This window comes from Bacillus sp. P4_E1 (assembly GCF_056401715.1).
On the sequence record NZ_JBFUIV010000006.1, the window covers coordinates 244,039 to 264,069 of the forward strand.

The following is a 20,031-nucleotide window of genomic DNA, read 5'->3' on the forward strand; positions in this document are numbered from 1 at the left end:
TGAATAGAGTCTTCTTCTCATCTGTCAAATCTTTCACAATTTGCTGGAATTAGCACCTTATTAACGAATGAATGTTAATGGTTGCTGAGGCGTCAAAGGGCCAGTCCCTCTACCTCTCTAGATAAGAATGTTCGTATGAAATTTTATTATGGTTTTAACTTTACAACAAAAGATATTTGAATTGCAACTTTATTTTAAATAATTTTTATTTTTCCGCAAGTGTCATTGACTTTTATTTTAGTGCGTGCTAAATTTATAAAAAATTAACAAACATTGTTAAAAGGGGAACGTATTTCCTTTTAGCTACATAAATAAAATAATAAAGACAAACTCTTATTGAGAGCGGTGGAGGGAAAGGCCCTGTGAAACCCGGCAACCTTCAAACTAAATGTTTGAAACGGTGCTAAAACCTGCAAAACGTGTGTTTTGCATAATAAGAGGAGGAACAATTATGTCCCCCTCTTCAAAGTGAAGAGGGGGTTTTTATATTGATAGAAATGAGGGAGATTCGTGAAATTACTAGATTTATTATCAAAAGGAATTGTAATAGGTGATGGTGCGGTTGGAACGTTATTACATTCGCATGGTTTACAAAGTAGTTTTGAAGAATTGAATTTGTCTGATCCGGACTTAATTATATCGATCCATAAACAATATGTAGCTGCTGGAGCAGATGTTATTCAAACGAATACGTATGGTGCGAATGAAGCGAAACTCCGCATGTATGGTCTAGAAAATCAAGTTGTCCAAATTAATAAAGCGGCAGTGAATATTGCGAAAGCATCAGTAACAGATCGGAATGCAATTTTAGGGACAATTGGAGGTATGAAACATATTGGTGCTGTTACAACGACTGATATAGAGCGAGAATTTATGTTACTTGAGCAGGCAGGTGCTTTACTAGAAGAACAGGTTGATGGATTACTATTAGAAACTTTTTATGATGAATTTGAATTATTGCATGCGGTTAAAGTATTGCGTAAACAAACGAATATTCCGATTGTTGCTCAGTTAGCGTTACATGAGGCAGGTACGACTCAAAATGGGAATGATGTCAATGAAATATTAAAACAGCTTTTAGATTACGGTGCCAATGTTGTTGGGTTGAACTGTCAACTAGGCCCGCTTCACATGACGGAAGCTTTCAAAATGATATCGATTCCTCAAAATGGCTATTTATCAGCATATCCGAATGCAGGTCTCCCGAATTATGTGGAAGGGCGTTACGTATATGAGGGAAGTCCAGCGTATTTTGAAGAAATGACACCGAAATTTATTGAACAAGGTATTCGTTTATTAGGTGGTTGTTGTGGTACTACCCCGGAACATATTGAAGGAATGAAACGTGCTACTCTAAATGTTGCACCTGTAATAGCAAAGGAGACGATTCAAAGGCCTAAAGTGGTCCATACACATGAGAAGCGTTCGAGAGCTCATGTTACTCTAGCAGAAAAGGCAAAGAAACAAACGACAGTTGTAGTGGAATTAGATCCACCGAAAACGTTAGACACGCAGCGTTTTTTTGAAGGGGCAAGAGCACTGAAAAGGGCTGGAGCGGATGCTATTACTCTAGCAGATAATTCATTAGCATCTCCTCGTGTTTCGAATATGGCTATGGGTGCATTATTAACGAAGCATGATATTCCAGTATTGACGCATTTAACGTGTAGAGACCATAACGTCATTGGACTACAGTCTCACTTACTTGGATTATCAGCATTAGGTATGGAGGAAGTGCTAGCTTTAACTGGTGATCCAGCGCGCGTTGGTGATTTCCCAGGTGCAACTTCTGTATATGATTTGTCATCGATAGAGCTCATTAAAATGATTAAAGAGATGAACGACGGACGCTCTATTTTAGGGAAATCAATTGGTCCGGCAACAAGATTTTCTGTTGGAGGTGCATTCAATCCTCATGTAAGGCATTTAAAAGCAGCGGTCAAGCGAATGGAACGAAAAATTGATGCTGGTGCTGAATATTTCTTAACGCAGCCGATATATGATGTTGCTTTAATAGAAGAAGTATATGAAGCGACAAAGCATTTGGAACAACCTATCTTTATTGGAATTATGCCGTTAGTAAGTAAGCGGAACGCAGATTTTCTTCATTTTGAAGTGCCGGGTATTACTCTTCCTGAAGAGATAAGACAAAGAATGGATGGACATGAAACGAAAGAGGCAGCCATAGAGGAAGGGATTCGTATTTCACAAGAGTTGATCGATGCGGCGATGAAATACTTTAACGGTATTTATCTTATTACACCGTTTTTAAAATATGAAATTACAGAACATCTCGTGAAATATGTGAGAGAAAAGCAAGAAGTGAAAGAAGGTATTAATTGATGAAACGAATAGAAGAGAGATTACAACATGAAATTTTAATATTAGATGGTGCAATGGGAACGATGATCCAGCAAGAAGACTTAACAGCGGAAGATTTTGGAGGAGAAGAATACGAAGGTTGTAATGAATATTTAGTAAAAACAAGACCGGATGTTATTTTAAATATTCATAAAGTCTACATTGAAGCTGGAGCAGATATTATTGAAACGAATACGTTTGGTGCAACAAATATTGTATTAAGTGATTATGCATTGTCTCATTTAGATGAAGAGTTAAACGAAAGGGCAGCGCTTTTGGCGAAGCAAGCGGTTAAAGAAAGTGGGAAAGAAGTGTATGTTGCGGGAGCGATGGGACCAACGACGAAAGCGATTAGTGTTACAGGTGGTGTGACTTTTGAAGAGTTAATTGAAGCCTATACAAGGCAAGCGCGAGGACTATTAAGAGGAGAAGTTGATGTATTACTCGTTGAAACGAGTCAAGATATGCGTAATGTGAAAGCTGCGTACATTGGAATTCAATCGGCGTTTGAAGAACTAAACAAAATAGTACCTATTATGATTTCTGGAACAATTGAACCGATGGGAACGACTTTAGCGGGTCAAACGATCGAAGCCTTTTATTTATCGGTAGAGCATATGAAGCCATTATCGGTTGGATTAAACTGTGCTACTGGTCCAGAATTTATGAGGGAACATATACGTTCCCTATCTGATTTATCGGAGTGTTATATTTCGTGTTATCCAAACGCTGGTCTTCCTGATGAAGATGGGCATTATCACGAATCTCCAGCGTCACTTGCTGAAAAAGTAAAACGTTTTGCTGAAGAAGGATGGATTAATATTATTGGTGGTTGTTGTGGCACAACACCAGAACATATACGTGTAATGAAATCGGCGCTTGCCTCGATTAATCCTCGTGAGCATCATGAAAGGGTTGGACATGGAATTAGTGGACTAGAAGCGTTGCAATATGATGATTCTATGAGGCCTTTATTTGTTGGAGAAAGGACGAATGTAATTGGATCGCGTAAGTTTAAAAGATTAGTAGCAGAAGGGAAATTTGAAGAGGCTGCTGAAGTGGCAAGAGCGCAAGTGAAGAAAAATGCTCATATTATTGATATTTGTATGGCAGACCCTGATCGTGATGAAATAGAAGATATGGAAAGATTCTTGGCAGAAGTTACGAAAGTGTTAAAAGTACCGATTATGATTGATTCAACAGATGAAAATGTTATGGCGAAAGCTCTTACTTATATTCAAGGAAAAGGTGTTATCAATTCTATTAATTTAGAGGATGGAGAAGAACGTTTTGAAAAAGTGACACCCCTTCTTCGGAAATACGGTGCTGCGATAGTTGTAGGGACAATTGATGAAGATGGTATGGCAGTTAGTGCAGAAAGAAAGATAGAGATTGCTAAAAGAAGCTATGAATTACTAACGAAAAAGTATGGTATACGCCCATCTGATATTATTTTTGATGCGCTTGTGTTTCCTGTAGGAACAGGTGATGAAGAATATATAGGTTCAGCGGCAGCGACTATAGAAGGAATTCGTCTTATTAAAGAAGCGTTACCAGAATGTTTAACGATTCTAGGTGTGAGTAATATATCTTTTGGTTTACCACCAGCTGGACGTGAAGTATTAAACTCTGTCTTTCTATATCATGCAACGAAAGCAGGATTAGATTATGCGATTGTTAATACGGAAAAATTAGAACGCTATGCGTTAATTCCAGAGGAAGAAAAACGTCTTGCGGATGCATTATTATTTGAAACGACGAAAGAGACGTTAGAAAAATTTACAAACTTTTATCGTGTTGCCAAAAAGAAAGATGTCGTTATACAAGAAACGCTAACACTTGATGAACGACTGGCAAATTATATTGTAGAAGGTACGAAGCAAGGACTACAAGAAGATCTAAGTCTCGCGCTTACAGAAGGACGAAAACCTCTGGATATTATTAACGGGCCGCTTATGACAGGAATGGATGAGGTGGGGCGATTATTTAATGGTAATGAGCTTATCGTTGCTGAAGTATTGCAAAGTGCTGAAAGTATGAAAGCTGCCGTAAGTTATTTAGAGCCACATATGGAATCTAGTGAGAGTGCAAAAAAAGGGAAAGTATTATTAGCGACTGTTAAAGGAGACGTACATGATATTGGGAAAAACCTTGTTGAAATTATTTTATCAAATAACGGATATGAAATTATTAATTTAGGAATTAATGTTCGTTCGGATCGAATTGTTCAAGAAGTACAAGAAAAGAAACCTGATATTATTGGCCTTTCTGGTTTGTTAGTAAAATCAGCGCAACAAATGGTAACGACTGCTGAAGATTTAAAAGCAGCGAATATTGATATTCCAATTGTTGTAGGTGGTGCAGCACTAACGAGGAAATTTACAGATAATCGTATTTCTCCATCTTATAAAGGGCTCGTATGTTATGCAAGTGATGCAATGACAGGTCTTGATATTATTAACAAATTACAAAAAGAAGAAGAACGTGAAAAGATGAAGCGAGATAAAAAGGAACGCCATCTTCATATTGTGAAACAAGAGGAGAAAAAAATAGAAATTCCCGCAGTTATTGAGCCGTTGCCAAAAGCAACTGTTATAGTGCCAGATTCGACGAAACGAGTTGTATTACGGGATATTCCTGCCCTTCATCTTGCACCGTTTTTAAATAGACAAATGTTAATTGGACACCATCTTGGGTTAAAAGGAAACGTAAAAAAACTCTTGCAAGAAGGGGATAAAAGAGCACATGAGCTAAATGATTTAATTGATGAATTATTACAAGAAGGACAATCTTGGTTACGCCCAAAAGCGGTGTATCAATTTTTCCCGGCGCAAAGTGATGGACAAAATATAATTATATACGATCCGGAAGATCACACACGTATTATAGAGCGATTTGAATTTCCGAGACAAGGGAAAGCACCATACCGTACTTTAGGAGATTATATACGCCCGATTGGAGATGAGATGGATTATGTCGCTTTCTTATCTGTTACCGTTGGAGAAGGGGTTCGAGATATTGCAGAGGAGTGGAAGGCGAAGGGAGATTATTTACGCAGTCATGCGATTCAGTCGTTAGCACTTGAATTAGCAGAAGGACTTGCTGAAAAAACACATATGCTCATTCGTGATCGTTGGGGAATTCCAGATTCACCTGAACTGACGATGGAAGAGAGATTCCGTACAAAATATAGAGGAATACGCGTATCATTTGGTTATCCAGCATGCCCAGAACTTGCTGATCAAGAAAAATTATTTCGCTTAATTCATCCAGAAGAAATAGGTATTTCATTAACAGAAGGATTTATGATGGAGCCAGAAGCGTCTGTAACGGCTATGGTATTTTCTCACCCTGAGGCAAGGTATTTTAGTGTACTATAGTGTAGAAGGGGGAGACGTATGAAAAAAATAGTCTTTACAGGTGGCGGTTCGGCCGGGCATGTAACACCTAATTTAGCAATTATTCCACATTTACAAAAGCAGAACTGGGATATCTCTTATATTGGTTCTCATCAAGGGATTGAGAAAACGATTATAGAAAAAGAAGGAATCCCATACCATAGTATTGCAAGCGGGAAGCTACGTCGTTATTTTGATTTAAAAAATATAAAAGATCCTTTTCTCGTGATGAAGGGTGTTATGGATGCGTACGTAACAATTCGTAAACTAAAACCGGATGTTATTTTTTCAAAAGGTGGTTTCGTATCCGTACCAGTCGTAATAGGAGGGTGGCTAAATAGAGTGCCAGTTTTATTACATGAATCTGATATGACACCTGGACTAGCAAATAAAATTGCGCTCCGTTTTGCCTCGAAAATATTTGTTACATTTGAAGAAGCAGCGAAACATTTACCGAAAGAAAAAGTAATATATACAGGATCGCCTGTACGTGAAGACGTACTAAGAGGAAATCTTGAAAAAGGTTTAAAGTTTCTAGGGTTTTCCCGGAAGAAATCAGTTATTACTGTTATGGGAGGAAGTTTAGGCGCAAAGAAAATTAATGAAACGGTTCGATCGGCACTTCCAGATCTTCTGAAAAATTATCAAATTGTGCATCTTTGCGGAAAAGGAAATCTTGATGAATCCTTACAAAATAAAGAAGGATATAGACAATTTGAATATATACATGAAGAGTTACCGGATATATTAGCAGCAACAGATTTTGTTATTTCACGTGCGGGATCCAACGCGATTTTTGAATTTTTAACAATGCAAAAGCCGATGGTTTTAATTCCGTTATCGAAATTTGCAAGCCGTGGAGATCAAATTTTAAATGCTGAATCCTTTAAAAGACAAGGGTATGCATCGGTATTATATGAAGAGGATGTAACGGTGAACTCACTTATAAAGCATATAGAAGAGCTATCTCATAATAATGAGACGTATAAAACAGCATTAAAAAAATATAATGGAAAAGAAGCGATTAAAACTATCATTCAACATATTTCAGAGGCATGATTAAACAATCATGTCTTTTTTAGTAGGATGAAAGATTCCAAGAATTGATATTTTTATGTTACAATAAAGTGAAACTTTAATCAGTGGGGGGTTCATCCCCACTGATTATTAGCCCTCACCAATCGGGCTTTTACGGGCAGTTAATCCCACACCTAACTTCTTTGTTTTCGCTGAATTTTGAGGTGGGGGTCTTACTGCCCGTTAATGCGGGGTAACAAATGGTTAATAGGGAAATTCCAATTGATTAAGCGTGAAAATACGAATGGATTAGGAGTGACTGTGTTGGAGCTAAGTCTCTATGAAAATACTGCACTTATTATATGCTTTGTGTTGTACGTTGGTAGTGTTATTGTTTATATTTCACGGAAATTTTCACAAGAACGAGAGCTTGAAAAATCAGAAATAACAGCTGAACTAGAAATGTTAGCTGATGAAAGTTATAAAAAACAAAAAATAAAAGAAGATCATGAGGCACCCCATCATTGAAACGCAAATAAGTTCTAAGGATGGGGATTTTTTTTGAAAAAATCCCATTAACGCTAAAAAAGGAGTTTCCCCATACATATTTAAGGAGTGAATATAAATGAAATTTTATATTGCTTCAGGATTTCAAAATAAACATCTTGTTCGTTTCGTATCAAGCCAGTTGAAAGAAGTGGGATGGCAGCATACATATGATTGGACGAAAAATGAAAGAGCAACCAATAGAGAACAATTGCAAAAGATTGGTGAAGAAGAACAAGAAGCGATACGAGAAGCTGATGTTTTCTTACTCATACTAGAGGGTGGGAATGGAAGTCATACAGAATTAGGGATGGCAATTGCTTTAGAAAAGAAAATTTATATATATCACAAGGGCAATGAGTTGCAAACGACATTCTACCATTTACGAGAAGTTGATATTTTCGAAGGAGAAATTGAGGGGCTTGTCTCATATATATTGAATAAAGTGGAATGTTAGACGTGGGAATGCAGTGAGAAATATTTCTTGCAAAAAAAGAGTGAAGGTTACCATTAGGCTATTTTGGGCACAGTTATTATAAGTAAAGCATATAAAGGAGTTATAAATATGAAATTAGAAAATGGATGGGAAACAAGTTTTTTAGAGGTTGTACAAAACAGTGAATTTAAGAAAGATGCAATTCTTAGTCAATTGCTTTTTGCGGATAGTGAAGAAGTAGAAGAGCTTGTTGATGATTACGGTTATGAAGAGATTATTGAACGCGAACATGATGATGAGTTAGCAGGAATTTTAGGAGAAGAACTTTTCAGTGAGCTGGAGCGAAACGTATTCTTATCTCCACAGCCAGAAGAAAAACTTATTTCATTCGTAAATGGATTAGGCTTTCATGTGTTAGATTGGATTGTGCTTCTTGAAACAGAATTTGGCATTGATAGCGCAAACTTCACATCGGATGCAGTGAAAATGTTAGAAAAGCGCTTTAGACAGTTTCCCTATATAGAAGAGAAGACAATTTTTGATATGACGTTTGAAGAAGCGATGGATGTATTAGAATCTGTTACAGGATTACAGCTGAAGGGGAAAATGAACGTATAATGAAAAAGAACGTGATAGCTTCACGTTCTTTTTTTTTTTACATAATAATAATTTTATCATCTAGCTTTGTTTGTCCAGTAAGAAGTGCATTTAAATACTCTACTTTTCGTATGCAAGCTTGTATATGTCTTTCAACCTCTTGTAACTCTGCTTGGTGATGCGTTTCAATTGGATGAATTTGTACGTTAAATTTTTCGAATTGACTACTATATGTTATTTCTGCATAGCCGCTCATAATATCGGTTTCGTTATGAAATAAAAATTGCTTCGTTTCTTCACAGAATGATACATCCTGAAAGCCATATACTTTTAATGCTTCAATTACTTTGTTAATCATGTTTATATTCATTTTTTAACCCTCTTTACGAAGTTCTACTTTTATATTATAACATAAAAAATTACGTAGAAAGCGCTTCCAAGTGTATTTTATTATAAACTTTACGTTTCAATCATAAAAATGCAACAAAGAAAAAATAATTGTAAAGAAGGAAGGACTCTTTTATTGTTTCGTCATATATATAGAGAAATAGTGCAATGAAAGGAAATTTTCCGAGGTGGAGATTGTATTTCCAATTTGAGCGCAGTAAAAGAGGTGAGAATCTTGAACTTTGATATTGTAGGACAAAAAGCATATATAAAAGATGGGCCGCATCGGAACCGAATTGGAACTGTAAAGAAAAATGAAAAACAATTAGAATCCCATTTTGCTATTGTAATTGGAGAACAAAGTATTGATGTAGAGCTAAAGGATATCGTGTTAGTTGGAGTAGATGTAGGACAATTTCATACATGGTGCGAGCAAAATGGTTATTTGTGAAAGGGACGGGCTGTGAGATAATGAAATATATTTGAGAAAAGAGAATATGTTATTGTATTCTCTTTTTCTATGTTTAAGGAGGCGGAAATGAAATATAAAGCACAGGAGCTTACATTGGAGTTGAAAGAGAAGATTCAATGTATGGAGAATGAAATAGAGCGAATATCACTTGGATTTTTTAAAGCCTATTCGCATTTATACATAGGGGAAAATATGAAATTAGATATGGGATTTGAATGAGAAAAAGAGAATCCCTTTGAAATAGGATATTATTCATCAGTTTCTATAGCGGTATTAGATGAAGAAGGAGAGATGATTGAATTTTACATTATTCCAATTTGGAGATGCGAAAATACTTTTTTAGGGATGCCAACTCAGTCGAGAGTTTGGGGGAGTAAGAAAGTAGGGGAACTTGTTGATGAATCTTGTTATGAGATTGAGGAAGAGTTAAAAGAGCAACTAGAAGAATACTTGGAGTGATAACTTTCAAGAGAAGATGTATAGAGATGGAACATAATAAAAAAGACGCTAACAGTATAAATTGTTAGCGTCCTTTTTTATTATGAAGCAATCTCACCAGTTTTTACATCATCTTGATTGTACGTATCCTGATCTAATTCACCAAGCCATTTACTAGAAATAAGACCTGCTGTCATAGAACCACTTACGTTAAGAGCTGTACGACCCATATCGATTAATGGTTCAACTGAGATAACAAGAGCGACAATGCCGATTGGTAAGTTCATTGTAGATAGTACGATTAACGCTGCGAATGTTGCACCGCCACCAACACCGGCAACACCGAATGAGCTAATAGCAACGACAGCGATTAAAGTTAAAATGAATTGTGGTTGTAATGGATCAATTCCTACAGTTGGAGCGACCATCATAGCAAGCATTGCTGGATAAATACCTGCGCAACCGTTTTGACCGATAGATACCCCAAAGGATGCAGCGAAGTTAGCGATTCCTTCAGAAATACCAAGCTTTTCTTTTTGAGCTTCAATATTTAATGGCATTGCACCAGCACTAGAGCGAGATGTGAATGCAAATGTTAATACAGGGAACACTTTTTTCAAATATTGAATTGGATTTAAACCAGATAATGCGATTAATAATAAGTGAATGATAAACATTACGATAAGAGCTACGTAAGATGCTAACACGAAGTTACCAAGTTTTAAAATAGCGTTAATATCGCTACCAGCAACTGTCTTTGCCATAAGAGCTAATACGCCGTATGGAGTAAGACGTAAAATTAATGTTACCATACGCATCACGATTGCATATACAGCATCAAGCATTTTCTTAAATAGCTCTGCTTGTTCTGGATATTTTCGTTTTACACCTATAAAGGCAATCCCGATAAAGGCTGCAAATATTACAACAGAAATTGTTGATGTTGGACGAGCACCTGTTAAATCAAGAAAAGGATTCGTAGGCAACAGTTCTAACAATTTGTCTGGAATTGTTGTCTTTTCAATAGAAGTAAATCTTTCTTCTACTAATTTCAGACGAGCAGATTCTGCATCACCTTGTTGTAAACCTGTTGCTGATACATCAAATCCTGCGCTTGCAGCTATACCGACAGCTGCGGCAATTCCTGTAGTAAGAATTAAAATTCCGATAATAAGACCACTGATTTTACCAAGGTTTTTCGTTAATTGTAATTTTGTAAACGCTGAAATAATAGATACTAAAATAAGTGGCATAACGATCATTTGAAGTAATTTCACATAACCGTTACCAATTAAACTAAACCAGGTATTTGATTCGATAATTACTTTAGAAGTAGGTTCATAAATAAATTGTAATATAAGACCAAAGATAATTCCGACTCCTAAAGCAGTAAATACACGTTTATTAAAAGATACATGCTTACGTTGCATATAATACAATACGCCAACTAAAATGAGCATGACTGTGATGTTAATCCCGACAAGCAGTGTATTCATGTTGATTCCCCCTAATTCCAATGTGTTATATAGAATATAAGGTAATAAAACCTATAAGTCAACTAGGGAATTACGGAATTAAAAAAAAGATGGCAATTTGCCATCTCTTAATGCCCAGCTCCAGGGACAAGTAAAAATGTTGTGTACCATGTAAATCCGATGAAGAAAACGGTTAAATATGCCCCGAATACGTATATATACATACGCTCTGTTAATTTTAAATAACTTAAAAGTACGAAGAATCCTGTTTGTCCTAAAAATAGTAGTGCGGTCGAATGCATATCCCCTACGTAAAACATAACCGAGAAAATTCCAGTCCAAAAGCCGAGAACGCGAAACATGCGCTCCATGCCATCTCCCTCCTTTTCTAAAAAAAGTAAAACCTCTTTTCATTATAGTTTATTTTTCTAACTATTGTAAATATTCATTCATATAAAAAAGAAGCCAATTATAATATTGACTTCTTCTTAGTTGAAAAACTAAATTTGAACTTTATCCCGCTATTTGTGGGCAGTAAAACTCCCACCTCAAAATTCGGCTTGAGCAAAGAAGTTAGGTGGGAGATCAACTGCCCGTAAACCCCCACTGATTAAAGTTTCACTTTATAGTTACAAGATTTGCATCCATCTAGTAGACTATCGTTTCGTGTTAATTCCACGTTCGGGAATAGGATTTCAAAAATCCCCTTCATCATATCTCCGTGCATGTTACAAATTTCAGTCGGATGATGCGCAGCAACTTCTTTAAATGGGCAATTGTGTACATCATAGAAAATTTTTGTGCCATCTGTACTTAATTCAAAAGCAGGGGATAAGCCAGCTGTTGAGAATGCTTCTTTTGCGATTAGCATTTTTTGTTCTATCGTCAATGCTTCTGCACTTACATTTAAGCGATGCATATGTTGTTGCATTAATTCTTTGCCGAATTGTTTCCCTGTTTCATATAGCGCTTTTTCACCAGCACTACCTAAGCTTAGCAGTGAATTAAATGCTATCTGCGCTAATAATTGATAATCGCGAAATGGGAATTGTAACTGGATGACATCTTGAGACAAGACGTATAGTCTGCTTGGTCTGCCGCCTTTCCCAGTTTTTTTTGTTTCTGATTTGAGCATATTAACATCTTCTAATTTTGATAAATGTAAACGCGCCACGTTTGGATGAATGTTAAACTCATCTGCAATTTCTTGTACAGTTACGTAATTATGTTTTTGCGAAATATATTTATAAATGTAATAACGAGTAGGGTCAGATAACACACCTGTAATTTTTAAAGCTTGTTCCATGAGGATCTCCACCTTTATCACTTTATCCAAGATATTAACATTATAATACAGATAAACTTCTATATAGGTAATTTCAGACAATAGTTCAGAAATTGTTCATAATTTCACAAACATATTTTTCCTTTTTCTCTTAGTGAAAATACAAAATCTCTAATTTTTCTTGTGCATTTTTTTATGATATATACATAGTGAGGAGGGAAACTTGATGAATAGTGTCGAGCTTTTTGCAAATATGATTATGAAAGAAGCTTGTAGGGTGCAAGCATCGGACTTACATATTGTGCCCAGGCAGAAGGATGTGGCGATTCAATTACGTATTGGAAAAGATTTAATTACGAAACGGTGTATTGAGAAAGAATTTGGAGAAAAGCTTGTTTCACACTTTAAATTTTTAGCATCAATGGATATAGGAGAGAGGAGAAAACCTCAAAATGGTTCGTTGTACTTACAAATTGATGGACAAGAAGTGTATTTACGCCTTTCAACACTTCCAACAGCATATCAAGAAAGTCTCGTTATTCGCCTCCATTTACAAGCATCTGTACAGCCACTGTCTCATCTTTCGTTATTTCCAAGTTCAGCGGAAAAATTACTCTCTTTTTTAAAGCATTCTCATGGGTTACTCGTATTTACTGGGCCAACTGGTTCTGGAAAAACAACAACAATGTATGCGTTATTAGAAGTAGCTAGAAAATGGCAAACACGTCGCATCATTACACTGGAAGATCCAGTTGAGCAAAGAAAAGACGGTTTATTACAAATTCAAATAAATGAAAAAGCTGGTATCACATATAAAACGGGATTAAAGGCTATTTTGCGTCATGATCCAGATATTATTTTAGTTGGCGAAATTCGTGATGAAGAAACAGCAAAAGTAGCTGTAAGGGCCAGTTTGACGGGACATTTAGTAATGACAACCTTGCATACAAATGATGCGAAAGGAGCGATACTACGATTTATGGATTATGGTATTACAAGGCAAGAAATTGAACAATCATTATTAGCAGTAGCTGCTCAGCGGCTCGTCGAATTAAAATGTCCATTTTGCAGAGGGAAGTGTGCAACTTTATGTAAATCAATGAGGAAAGTGAGACAGGCAAGCATTTATGAACTGTTATATGGATATGAATTAAAACAAGCGATTAAAGAAGCAAGTGGAGAACATGTTACGTATCACTATAAAACGTTGGAATCGTCGGTTCGAAAAGGGTATGCTTTAGGCTTTTTAGAAGAAGATGTATATGTTTAAGAGAAAATGGAGTTTAAGTGATCAAGCATTATTATGTAAAAGATTAAGTGATTTATTAGAGAAAGGTTACTCACTTTTGCAGGCGTTAGAATTTTTGCAGTTGCAACTACCATTAGGAAAGAAATTACAGTTACAGCGTATGATCGAGGGATTGAAAAATGGACAAAGTTTGCACGCTTCTTTTCACCAATTAATGTTTCACTCTGAGATGTTAAGTTATTTGTTTTATGCAGAGCGACATGGTGACATTTCTTTTGCTTTGCAACAAGGAAGCGTACTTCTTTACAAGAAAGATAAATATAGGAAAGATATGATGAAAGTAATGCGATATCCTATGTTTTTATCATTTTTTTTAATGATTATGCTTTCTGTTTTTAACCTCATTTTATTGCCTCAGTTTGAAATGATGTATAGTTCTTTACGTTCTACAGCACCACCACTTACGGAGCAAATTTTAGTTGCAATTAAATTATTACCCTACTTCATTTATATGATTGTTCTTATCGTTATAACGGGATTTAGTATATATATATTTTATTTCCGAAAACTTCCGCCTACTCAAAAGGTAAAGATTATGATCCGTATTCCCCTTATGAAAACATTTCTTATTTTAAATCATTCGCATTATTTTTCCACTCAATTAAGTGGTTTATTACACGGTGGATTGTCCGTACACGAAGCATTAACAATAATGATGAAGCAAAAGTATCATCCGTTCTTTCAGTATGAAGCAGACCGAATTGAGCGGCAATTAATTGCAGGAGAACCGTTACAATCTATTATTGATAAAAGCGGTTATTACGAGAAAGAACTTTCTTATATCATTACGCATGGACAAGCAAACGGTAATTTAGCAAATGAGCTTGGTGATTACAGTGAGCTCATTATTGAAAAGGTAGAACAAAAAATTAAACGTATGTTATTTGTGATTCAACCCATTTTATTTACATGTCTTGGGGTTATAGTCATTTTGATGTACTTAGCGATGATTATGCCGATGTTTCAAATGATGAATTCTATATAGGGGGCATTTACATGCAGAATGAGGAGGGTTTTACTCTTTTAGAAATGTTATTAGTTATGGTTGTCATAACTGTATTATTACTATTAATTATTCCAAATGTAGTTACACAGCGCTCATCCGTCCAAGGAAAAGGATGTGCAGCCTATGTGAAATCTATAGAAGCACAAATACAAGCATATCACTTGCAACATAATAAGATTCCATCAATAGAGGAACTTGAAACAGGAAAGTATATTACTTCAAAAACTTGTCCGAAAGGTGAACCAATCCATATTTCCGATGATGGTACGGTATCAGCTGGGAAATCGTGAAGCAAAAAGGTTTTACTCTTTTAGAAATGCTACTTGTCTTATTTGCTATTTCTGTACTGAGTGTTGTTACGCATTTTAACGTTACTTCATTACATGAAAAACAAAAAGTTGAGCAGTTTTTGAAACAGTTTTCAAATGATATTTTGTATATGCAGCAGTTAGCGATTAAGCGTCAAAAACATTATACGTTACGCTGGTTTAAAGAGAAACATATGTATTATATTTCGGAATCGGAGACAGACCTATTAATTGTTAAGAGAGAATATGATAAAGATGTCCAAATGGATTTGCATACCTTTCCAAATCCAATGACATATAATCCGAGCGGGAATATTAATAGGGGTGGTACGATTTTACTTTCCTATCGAGGGTATAAATATGAGATTGTATTTCAGCTTGGAAGAGGGAGATTTACGTATCGTGAAGTGTCAAAAAGGATCAGTAATGGTTGAAATGGTTGTAGCGTTAAGTTTAATAATGATGGCGGCATCGTTATTGCTCCCGCAAACATTATTAATTATGCAAGAAAGAAAAAATATAAAAATGAGCTATAAAGCATTAATATTATTAAAAAAAGAAGCGGCCTTATTTAAGTATGAGAATGAGGAAAAGCGAGTAAAAGAGCAAGTCATAAAAGGAATTGTATATTACACATATTGGAGAGGAGATGAAGTTTGTACGATGTGGAAAGATATGAGAGGAAAAGCGATGGAGCAATGCCTTTATGCAAAGGAAAAATAAAAAAGAAGCGGGATTTACATTAATAGAAATGATTGCATGTTTGTTGCTTTTATCAATGTTCTTTTTACTTTTACCGCGTCTTCATATTATGGGGATAGAAAATACACATTCAAAAGGATTAAATGACTGGGAGTGGGATGTGTTTTTAGGACAAATGCAATTAGAGTTTCGTGAAGTATTAAGTGGGAGGAAGATAGAGCTAGAAAACGGTGGGAATATTTTACGCTTCCAACTTCGTAATGGTGATCAGGTGACGTATGAAAAGTTGAATAGTAATTTAATAAGAAAAGTAAATATGCGCGGAAGGGAATTTATATTACAAAGGATTGAAGCGATTTCGTATAAATTAACACCTCATTTGTTATATATATATGTGAAAGATATAAGTGGTGAAATATATGAAGGCGTGGCTGTGCGCTATAGTGAAATTGAGATAGAAACATGAGAAAACAAGATGGATTTGTAATGCCAGGAACAATTATTTTTCTTATTTTATTCATTTCATTTTTGATGTACGAAACGAATATGTTACTTTCGGATAAAAAATTTTATTCTGAAATAGAACAAAGTTTTTTCATGGAGGAACTTGTTGATCGAGCTATTTCAGATATAAAAAGAGACTTACAGCAACAAGAAAAAGAGGATGTTTTTTTATTTCAGTATGAAAGAGGAGAAGTGAGTGGAAAGTACGTCTTTGAAAATGATGTTACTATCATTTCGTTGCAATGTGTTACAAAACAGAGAGTTTTCTATACAGTGAGCTTTCGGTATAGGGAAAAGGATAATAAAATATTTGATTGGGTAGAAGGATAATATGTAAAATATATGGAGAAGAACCATGAGTTTCTATTGTGGAGGGAGTCAATTTCTTTGAGGAAAGGGATAAGAACGATGTTCAAAAGTTTAAATTTTCTCAAAAAAGAGAAAGGTAGAAAGAATATGATATATTCATGCTATCCAATCATTTTTTCTAGGGAGATAAGAAAATGACAAATAACAATCAAATAGGTGAAAGTAAGGAACAAACTATTTTTGATCATAAAGGAAATACGATTATGACAGAGGATAGGGAAATACAAATTATTTCAAAATTCGAAGAACCTCTTATTGTTGTATTAGCAAATGTATTAAGTGATGAAGAGTGCGCTGAATTGATTGAATTATCTAAAAATAATATGAAACGTTCTAAAGTTGGTTCATCACGTGATGTAAATGATATTCGAACGAGTAGTGGTGCATTTTTGGAAGAGAATGAACTTACTTCGAAGATTGAAAAACGAATTTCATCTATCACGAATGTTCCTGTAGCGCATGGAGAAGGATTGCACATTTTAAATTATGAAGTGGATCAAGAATATAAAGCGCACTATGATTATTTTGCAGAACATAGCAGGTCAGCTGCTAATAATCGTATAAGTACTCTTGTGATGTACTTAAATGATGTAGAAGAAGGCGGGGAAACATTCTTTCCGAAATTAAATCTTTCTGTACACCCTAGAAAGGGAATGGCAGTATACTTTGAGTATTTTTATCAAGATCAATTACTAAATGAGCTTACGTTACATGGAGGAGCACCTGTAACGAAAGGTGAGAAATGGATTGCAACGCAGTGGGTGAGAAGAGGTACTTATAAGTAAAAGTGAGCCAGATTGTTTGATTACGAGAAAATAGTGAGTATGTTACGTTTTGTTCTTCATAGCATAAGAAGAACAAAACGTTTTTTTATTAAATAAAGTAACATCTTTCGTTATAATAACAAATAATAACGGATGATTGAGAGGAACGAAAATGAAATCTATATACATAACTGGCTATATGGGAGCTGGGAAAACAACAATTGGAAAAGTGTTAAGTAAAGAACTTCATATGGATGTTGTAGATACAGACCAAAAAATTGAAGAGAAGCAAGAGAAGGCAATTCGTGATATTTTTGCCGAAGAAGGCGAAATGGCTTTTCGGGAATATGAAAGTGAAATGTTACGTTCACTACCGGTTCAGAATGTAATTATTACAACGGGTGGAGGGATTATTGAACGAGCGGAAAATCGAAAGTGGATGAAGGAAAATGGAACTGTTGTGTATTTATATTGCGATCCACATGTAATTGCAGAAAGGCTTCGTGAAGATACGACACGTCCACTATTTCAGAAGAAAGATATAGATGCATTTATAACGAAATTTGAATCGCGCCGAGCGTATTATGAAGAGGCTGATATTCATATCGATACGACAAATAAGTCGGTAAAGCAAATTATGAATGAATTAAAGCAAAAGATTAATGAATAAAAAAGTGGACATACTAATCAAGTAGAGGTGATGATAATATGTCTACTAATGATTATGTACGCTTTGTGACACAGCAATTTGTGTCATATATGGATGCTCCAAAAGAGGATCGAAAACAACAGAAACAACAACGTCGTGCGGAGAAAGAGCCATTCTTAAATAAATGGTTTGGTGTTATGCCACTGAGCGCTGCTTTGTTTTATCGAAATGTAAAAAATAAAAGAAAAAAATCAAGCTAACTTTTTCGTAATATGTTTAGCAAAACAAAAATCCCCTAGTATAACAAGATGCTAGGGGATTTTTGTTTATTGCACAGACTCTTTTTCCTCAGTAACCGCATGTATTTTATTGTTTACCCATACAAATCCAATTCCGATACAAATAGAAATCCCCCAGCCAACAGCGGTCATAATAGCTCTCATTTCACCATATCCATCTACACCGAAAACAGAGATGAAATAGATTTTCAAGAAGCTTTTTAATATAAATTGAAGGCCGAAAAATAGTGTTAAATATTGCAGTGCTGGATATATACGACTATCACGATAAAGCTCACGACTTTTATCACGATCATGACCTTGCAGTGCTGCGATATCAGCTGCGAAATATAACATGAGTGGTTTTTTTATAAAGATTGTACATATAACGATGCAGCCAAGTACGATATGATAATATGCATCATTCCATAGCATTCGTTCAGCCGACCCAGATATTAAGTCTACCGCTGTATTAGAAATAAGTGTAATTAAAATAAAGAACCCTGTAACGTTAAGCTGTTTTTCTTTTTTAAAGGTATACAGTGTATAAATAATCCCCGGAACAGAGGAAATTAACATTGCGTAATAAGGATCGATATAAGGTTTTGCAAATTTCCAAATGAGGAATGGGAATACGAGATAAAAGACAAGATCTAATATAGCTTTTTTATTTTGATTCATACATGGCCTCCTTAAGTCATACATATATTTTATAATATAATTTCTGAAAATTGTATAAGGTTAATGAAAAAAAGAAAAGTAGATGATTAGTAGATTAAAAAATTGCCCCTAGCGTAGTAAGTTTTTTTAGTATATAATAAAGGAAACGCTTTCATTTTTAGTTTGTTCACAAAATGGACGGAAAATCACATATTTACTATTGATATGTTGCTTTATAATGAAACCAATTAAATATACATGCATACAATATTGTGAAATAAATAACATAAATAATCTATATAAATGTAAACGTTATCAAAGAGAGAGGTGGAGACAATGAGTAAATTTTTCTTCAATCATAATCCAGCAACATTAGAGGATGGAAGACTTGTTAAGTATGCTGAAATTATTTATGGAGAAGGTGGCCGTTCTGTATTAGAAAATTTAATGGTGAAGGCATCTATCAGATTGCGTGATCGTTATCCGAATAAATCTGACGAACAGATCTCGAACCTCGTAAATCAAGGCATCCATGATATGTTTCAAAAATACGTGAATGAGTAAGAGCAGCTACTGGCTGCTCTTATTTTTTTGTATAAGGATTGTGCCTCTAGCTGAAAATAAAGATGTATTTTGAAACATGCAAAAAGGAGGCGAAAAAGATGAGTAATGGAATTGGTCGTTCAAAAGAGAATCTTCCAACTGATGCAAACCATGTAAGTGCAAAGGATCGTGCATATCAGAAACGTATGACAGAGAAAAAACAGCAAGAGCGCAATGAAGATAGAGAATAGGCTGGGAACATATTTTAAAAGAAGCTCCTTCAATCTGCAGTGACCCCTGTCAAGTAGACAGTATTTAAAAAGCGCAACTAAGCAACCTGAGTTCTATATTTATATGGACTCAGGTTATTTAATTTCTTTTGAAATCTTTGATGATTATAAAAGTGCATATATTTACGCACGGCAAGTTTGACCTCATTCGCTTTACGGAAGGAGTATAAATGAAAACACTCTGCCTTAAAGTGACTGAAGAAGTTTTCCATACAAGCATTATCCCAACAGTTGCCT

The 20,031-nt window shown here is 35.2% G+C and carries 26 protein-coding genes, 1 pseudogene and 2 riboswitches; of the genes and pseudogenes, 20 read left to right on the forward strand and 7 right to left on the reverse strand.

Going from position 1 to position 20,031, the window contains the following annotated elements; all coding sequences use genetic code 11:
• Positions 1-14 precede the first annotated feature (14 nt).
• Positions 15-128, reverse strand: a riboswitch (SAM riboswitch).
• 202 nt (positions 129-330) lie between these two features.
• A riboswitch (SAM riboswitch) is annotated at positions 331-440 on the forward strand.
• Positions 441-510: 70 nt separating this feature from the next.
• The 6 genes from AC1DS7_RS11325 (at position 511) to AC1DS7_RS11350 (ending at position 8,376) form a co-directional block, all read left to right on the forward strand.
• The gene (locus AC1DS7_RS11325; protein ID WP_016100611.1) at positions 511-2,343 is read left to right on the forward strand and encodes a bifunctional homocysteine S-methyltransferase/methylenetetrahydrofolate reductase; all 1,833 of its coding nucleotides are present in this window, start codon (positions 511-513) and stop codon (positions 2,341-2,343) included.
• Complete coding sequence (metH, locus tag AC1DS7_RS11330; RefSeq protein WP_016100612.1) at positions 2,343-5,741, forward strand: methionine synthase; 3,399 nt, start codon at positions 2,343-2,345, stop codon at positions 5,739-5,741. Before AC1DS7_RS11325 ends, metH begins: the two co-directional genes overlap by 1 nt.
• An 18-nt stretch (positions 5,742-5,759) precedes the next feature.
• A complete protein-coding gene (locus tag AC1DS7_RS11335; RefSeq protein ID WP_002167670.1) occupies positions 5,760-6,818 on the forward strand; it encodes an undecaprenyldiphospho-muramoylpentapeptide beta-N-acetylglucosaminyltransferase in 1,059 nt (352 codons plus the stop codon).
• Positions 6,819-7,061: 243 nt separating this feature from the next.
• Entirely contained in the window at positions 7,062-7,304 is a 243-nt protein-coding gene (locus tag AC1DS7_RS11340) for a DUF3966 domain-containing protein (protein ID WP_085960924.1), read from the forward strand.
• Positions 7,305-7,401: 97 nt separating this feature from the next.
• Positions 7,402-7,779: a nucleoside 2-deoxyribosyltransferase gene (locus tag AC1DS7_RS11345; RefSeq protein ID WP_002034029.1), complete on the forward strand. Its 378-nt coding sequence runs from the start codon at positions 7,402-7,404 to the stop codon at positions 7,777-7,779.
• Positions 7,780-7,887: 108 nt separating this feature from the next.
• Positions 7,888-8,376, forward strand: a complete 489-nt coding sequence (locus AC1DS7_RS11350) for a hypothetical protein (RefSeq protein ID WP_002015119.1) — start codon at positions 7,888-7,890, stop codon at positions 8,374-8,376.
• 37 nt (positions 8,377-8,413) lie between these two features.
• On the opposite strand, the gene AC1DS7_RS11355 is transcribed toward AC1DS7_RS11350, so the two are convergent.
• Positions 8,414-8,725 (reverse strand): hypothetical protein, encoded by a 312-nt coding sequence (locus tag AC1DS7_RS11355; protein WP_002165070.1) that lies wholly within the window; start codon positions 8,723-8,725, stop codon positions 8,414-8,416.
• 252 nt (positions 8,726-8,977) lie between these two features.
• Here AC1DS7_RS11355 and AC1DS7_RS11360 point away from each other — a divergent pair, with 252 nt between their 5' ends.
• Positions 8,978-9,193: a DUF3912 family protein gene (locus AC1DS7_RS11360; RefSeq protein ID WP_002015115.1), complete on the forward strand. Its 216-nt coding sequence runs from the start codon at positions 8,978-8,980 to the stop codon at positions 9,191-9,193.
• Between the two features lie 87 nt (positions 9,194-9,280).
• Positions 9,281-9,673: pseudogene (locus AC1DS7_RS11365) on the forward strand (hypothetical protein).
• Positions 9,674-9,753: 80 nt separating this feature from the next.
• On the opposite strand, the gene AC1DS7_RS11370 reads toward AC1DS7_RS11365, so the two are convergent.
• From AC1DS7_RS11370 to AC1DS7_RS11380, 3 genes are all read right to left on the reverse strand, one after another.
• On the reverse strand, positions 9,754-11,148 hold the full coding sequence (locus AC1DS7_RS11370) for an L-cystine transporter (RefSeq protein WP_002138338.1): 1,395 nt from the start codon (positions 11,146-11,148) through the stop codon (positions 9,754-9,756).
• Between the two features lie 107 nt (positions 11,149-11,255).
• Positions 11,256-11,498: a DUF2626 domain-containing protein gene (locus AC1DS7_RS11375; RefSeq protein WP_002015110.1), complete on the reverse strand. Its 243-nt coding sequence runs from the start codon at positions 11,496-11,498 to the stop codon at positions 11,256-11,258.
• A 239-nt stretch (positions 11,499-11,737) separates the two neighbouring features.
• A complete protein-coding gene (locus AC1DS7_RS11380) occupies positions 11,738-12,433 on the reverse strand; it encodes a helix-turn-helix transcriptional regulator (RefSeq protein ID WP_002014995.1) in 696 nt (231 codons plus the stop codon).
• Positions 12,434-12,638: 205 nt separating this feature from the next.
• Between AC1DS7_RS11380 and comGA the strand changes: the two genes are divergently transcribed.
• The 10 genes from comGA (at position 12,639) to AC1DS7_RS11430 (ending at position 18,283) form a co-directional block, all read left to right on the forward strand.
• Positions 12,639-13,682: a competence type IV pilus ATPase ComGA gene (gene comGA / locus AC1DS7_RS11385; RefSeq protein WP_215588496.1), complete on the forward strand. Its 1,044-nt coding sequence runs from the start codon at positions 12,639-12,641 to the stop codon at positions 13,680-13,682.
• Positions 13,669-14,706 (forward strand): competence type IV pilus assembly protein ComGB, encoded by a 1,038-nt coding sequence (comGB, locus tag AC1DS7_RS11390; RefSeq protein ID WP_002138336.1) that lies wholly within the window; start codon positions 13,669-13,671, stop codon positions 14,704-14,706. The genes comGA and comGB overlap by 14 nt, the downstream gene beginning before the upstream one ends.
• An 11-nt stretch (positions 14,707-14,717) precedes the next feature.
• Positions 14,718-15,017 (forward strand): competence type IV pilus major pilin ComGC, encoded by a 300-nt coding sequence (gene comGC / locus AC1DS7_RS11395; protein ID WP_002088623.1) that lies wholly within the window; start codon positions 14,718-14,720, stop codon positions 15,015-15,017.
• A complete protein-coding gene (gene comGD / locus AC1DS7_RS11400; RefSeq protein WP_002088622.1) occupies positions 15,014-15,469 on the forward strand; it encodes a competence type IV pilus minor pilin ComGD in 456 nt (151 codons plus the stop codon). Before comGC ends, comGD begins: the two co-directional genes overlap by 4 nt.
• Entirely contained in the window at positions 15,462-15,758 is a 297-nt protein-coding gene (locus tag AC1DS7_RS11405; protein WP_002088621.1) for a hypothetical protein, read from the forward strand. The genes comGD and AC1DS7_RS11405 overlap by 8 nt, the downstream gene beginning before the upstream one ends.
• Entirely contained in the window at positions 15,742-16,203 is a 462-nt protein-coding gene (comGF, locus tag AC1DS7_RS11410) for a competence type IV pilus minor pilin ComGF (protein ID WP_002088620.1), read from the forward strand. Before AC1DS7_RS11405 ends, comGF begins: the two co-directional genes overlap by 17 nt.
• Positions 16,200-16,571, forward strand: coding sequence for a competence type IV pilus minor pilin ComGG (gene comGG / locus AC1DS7_RS11415; RefSeq protein ID WP_061674785.1), 372 nt, complete (start codon positions 16,200-16,202; stop codon positions 16,569-16,571). The genes comGF and comGG overlap by 4 nt, the downstream gene beginning before the upstream one ends.
• A 173-nt stretch (positions 16,572-16,744) precedes the next feature.
• Positions 16,745-17,395 carry a 2OG-Fe(II) oxygenase gene (locus AC1DS7_RS11420; RefSeq protein ID WP_002088615.1) on the forward strand — a complete coding sequence of 217 codons (651 nt, stop codon included), beginning with the start codon at positions 16,745-16,747 and terminating at the stop codon, positions 17,393-17,395.
• 151 nt (positions 17,396-17,546) lie between these two features.
• On the forward strand, positions 17,547-18,044 hold the full coding sequence (locus AC1DS7_RS11425; RefSeq protein ID WP_002129082.1) for a shikimate kinase: 498 nt from the start codon (positions 17,547-17,549) through the stop codon (positions 18,042-18,044).
• 38 nt (positions 18,045-18,082) lie between these two features.
• A complete protein-coding gene (locus AC1DS7_RS11430) occupies positions 18,083-18,283 on the forward strand; it encodes a YqzE family protein (RefSeq protein WP_002015009.1) in 201 nt (66 codons plus the stop codon).
• A gap of 66 nt (positions 18,284-18,349) precedes the next feature.
• Here the strand turns inward: AC1DS7_RS11430 and AC1DS7_RS11435 are convergent, their stop codons facing one another.
• A complete protein-coding gene (locus AC1DS7_RS11435) occupies positions 18,350-18,982 on the reverse strand; it encodes a VC0807 family protein (protein WP_002145755.1) in 633 nt (210 codons plus the stop codon).
• A gap of 126 nt (positions 18,983-19,108) precedes the next feature.
• Positions 19,109-19,225: a GTP pyrophosphokinase gene (locus AC1DS7_RS11440; protein ID WP_080019198.1), complete on the reverse strand. Its 117-nt coding sequence runs from the start codon at positions 19,223-19,225 to the stop codon at positions 19,109-19,111.
• A gap of 72 nt (positions 19,226-19,297) precedes the next feature.
• On the opposite strand from AC1DS7_RS11440, the gene AC1DS7_RS11445 reads away from it, so the two are divergent.
• Both AC1DS7_RS11445 and AC1DS7_RS11450 read left to right on the forward strand, forming a co-directional pair.
• Positions 19,298-19,525: a hypothetical protein gene (locus AC1DS7_RS11445; RefSeq protein ID WP_000032698.1), complete on the forward strand. Its 228-nt coding sequence runs from the start codon at positions 19,298-19,300 to the stop codon at positions 19,523-19,525.
• Between the two features lie 98 nt (positions 19,526-19,623).
• Positions 19,624-19,755: a hypothetical protein gene (locus tag AC1DS7_RS11450; protein ID WP_002088613.1), complete on the forward strand. Its 132-nt coding sequence runs from the start codon at positions 19,624-19,626 to the stop codon at positions 19,753-19,755.
• Positions 19,756-19,832: 77 nt separating this feature from the next.
• Here the strand turns inward: AC1DS7_RS11450 and AC1DS7_RS11455 are convergent.
• Positions 19,833-20,031 (reverse strand): IS3 family transposase (locus tag AC1DS7_RS11455; protein WP_476998978.1); only part of this gene is annotated, 199 nt, incomplete at its 5' end.

Coding starts and splice junctions, on each gene's coding strand:
- AC1DS7_RS11345 (WP_002034029.1), top strand. CDS start 7,402: ATGAAATTTTATATTGCTTCAGGATTTCAAAATAAACATCTTGTTCGT.
- AC1DS7_RS11420 (WP_002088615.1), top strand. CDS start 16,745: ATGACAAATAACAATCAAATAGGTGAAAGTAAGGAACAAACTATTTTT.
- AC1DS7_RS11435 (WP_002145755.1), bottom strand. CDS start 18,982: ATGAATCAAAATAAAAAAGCTATATTAGATCTTGTCTTTTATCTCGTA.
- AC1DS7_RS11355 (WP_002165070.1), bottom strand. CDS start 8,725: ATGAATATAAACATGATTAACAAAGTAATTGAAGCATTAAAAGTATAT.
- AC1DS7_RS11430 (WP_002015009.1), top strand. CDS start 18,083: ATGTCTACTAATGATTATGTACGCTTTGTGACACAGCAATTTGTGTCA.
- comGG (WP_061674785.1), top strand. CDS start 16,200: ATGAGAAAACAAGATGGATTTGTAATGCCAGGAACAATTATTTTTCTT.
- AC1DS7_RS11405 (WP_002088621.1), top strand. CDS start 15,462: ATGGTTGAAATGGTTGTAGCGTTAAGTTTAATAATGATGGCGGCATCG.
- AC1DS7_RS11375 (WP_002015110.1), bottom strand. CDS start 11,498: ATGGAGCGCATGTTTCGCGTTCTCGGCTTTTGGACTGGAATTTTCTCG.
- AC1DS7_RS11440 (WP_080019198.1), bottom strand. CDS start 19,225: ATGCATGTATATTTAATTGGTTTCATTATAAAGCAACATATCAATAGT.
- AC1DS7_RS11335 (WP_002167670.1), top strand. CDS start 5,760: ATGAAAAAAATAGTCTTTACAGGTGGCGGTTCGGCCGGGCATGTAACA.
- AC1DS7_RS11445 (WP_000032698.1), top strand. CDS start 19,298: ATGAGTAAATTTTTCTTCAATCATAATCCAGCAACATTAGAGGATGGA.
- AC1DS7_RS11450 (WP_002088613.1), top strand. CDS start 19,624: ATGAGTAATGGAATTGGTCGTTCAAAAGAGAATCTTCCAACTGATGCA.
- AC1DS7_RS11425 (WP_002129082.1), top strand. CDS start 17,547: ATGAAATCTATATACATAACTGGCTATATGGGAGCTGGGAAAACAACA.
- comGF (WP_002088620.1), top strand. CDS start 15,742: ATGCAAAGGAAAAATAAAAAAGAAGCGGGATTTACATTAATAGAAATG.
- AC1DS7_RS11370 (WP_002138338.1), bottom strand. CDS start 11,148: ATGAATACACTGCTTGTCGGGATTAACATCACAGTCATGCTCATTTTA.
- AC1DS7_RS11350 (WP_002015119.1), top strand. CDS start 7,888: ATGAAATTAGAAAATGGATGGGAAACAAGTTTTTTAGAGGTTGTACAA.
- metH (WP_016100612.1), top strand. CDS start 2,343: ATGAAACGAATAGAAGAGAGATTACAACATGAAATTTTAATATTAGAT.
- comGB (WP_002138336.1), top strand. CDS start 13,669: ATGTATATGTTTAAGAGAAAATGGAGTTTAAGTGATCAAGCATTATTA.
- AC1DS7_RS11380 (WP_002014995.1), bottom strand. CDS start 12,433: ATGGAACAAGCTTTAAAAATTACAGGTGTGTTATCTGACCCTACTCGT.
- comGC (WP_002088623.1), top strand. CDS start 14,718: ATGCAGAATGAGGAGGGTTTTACTCTTTTAGAAATGTTATTAGTTATG.
- comGA (WP_215588496.1), top strand. CDS start 12,639: ATGAATAGTGTCGAGCTTTTTGCAAATATGATTATGAAAGAAGCTTGT.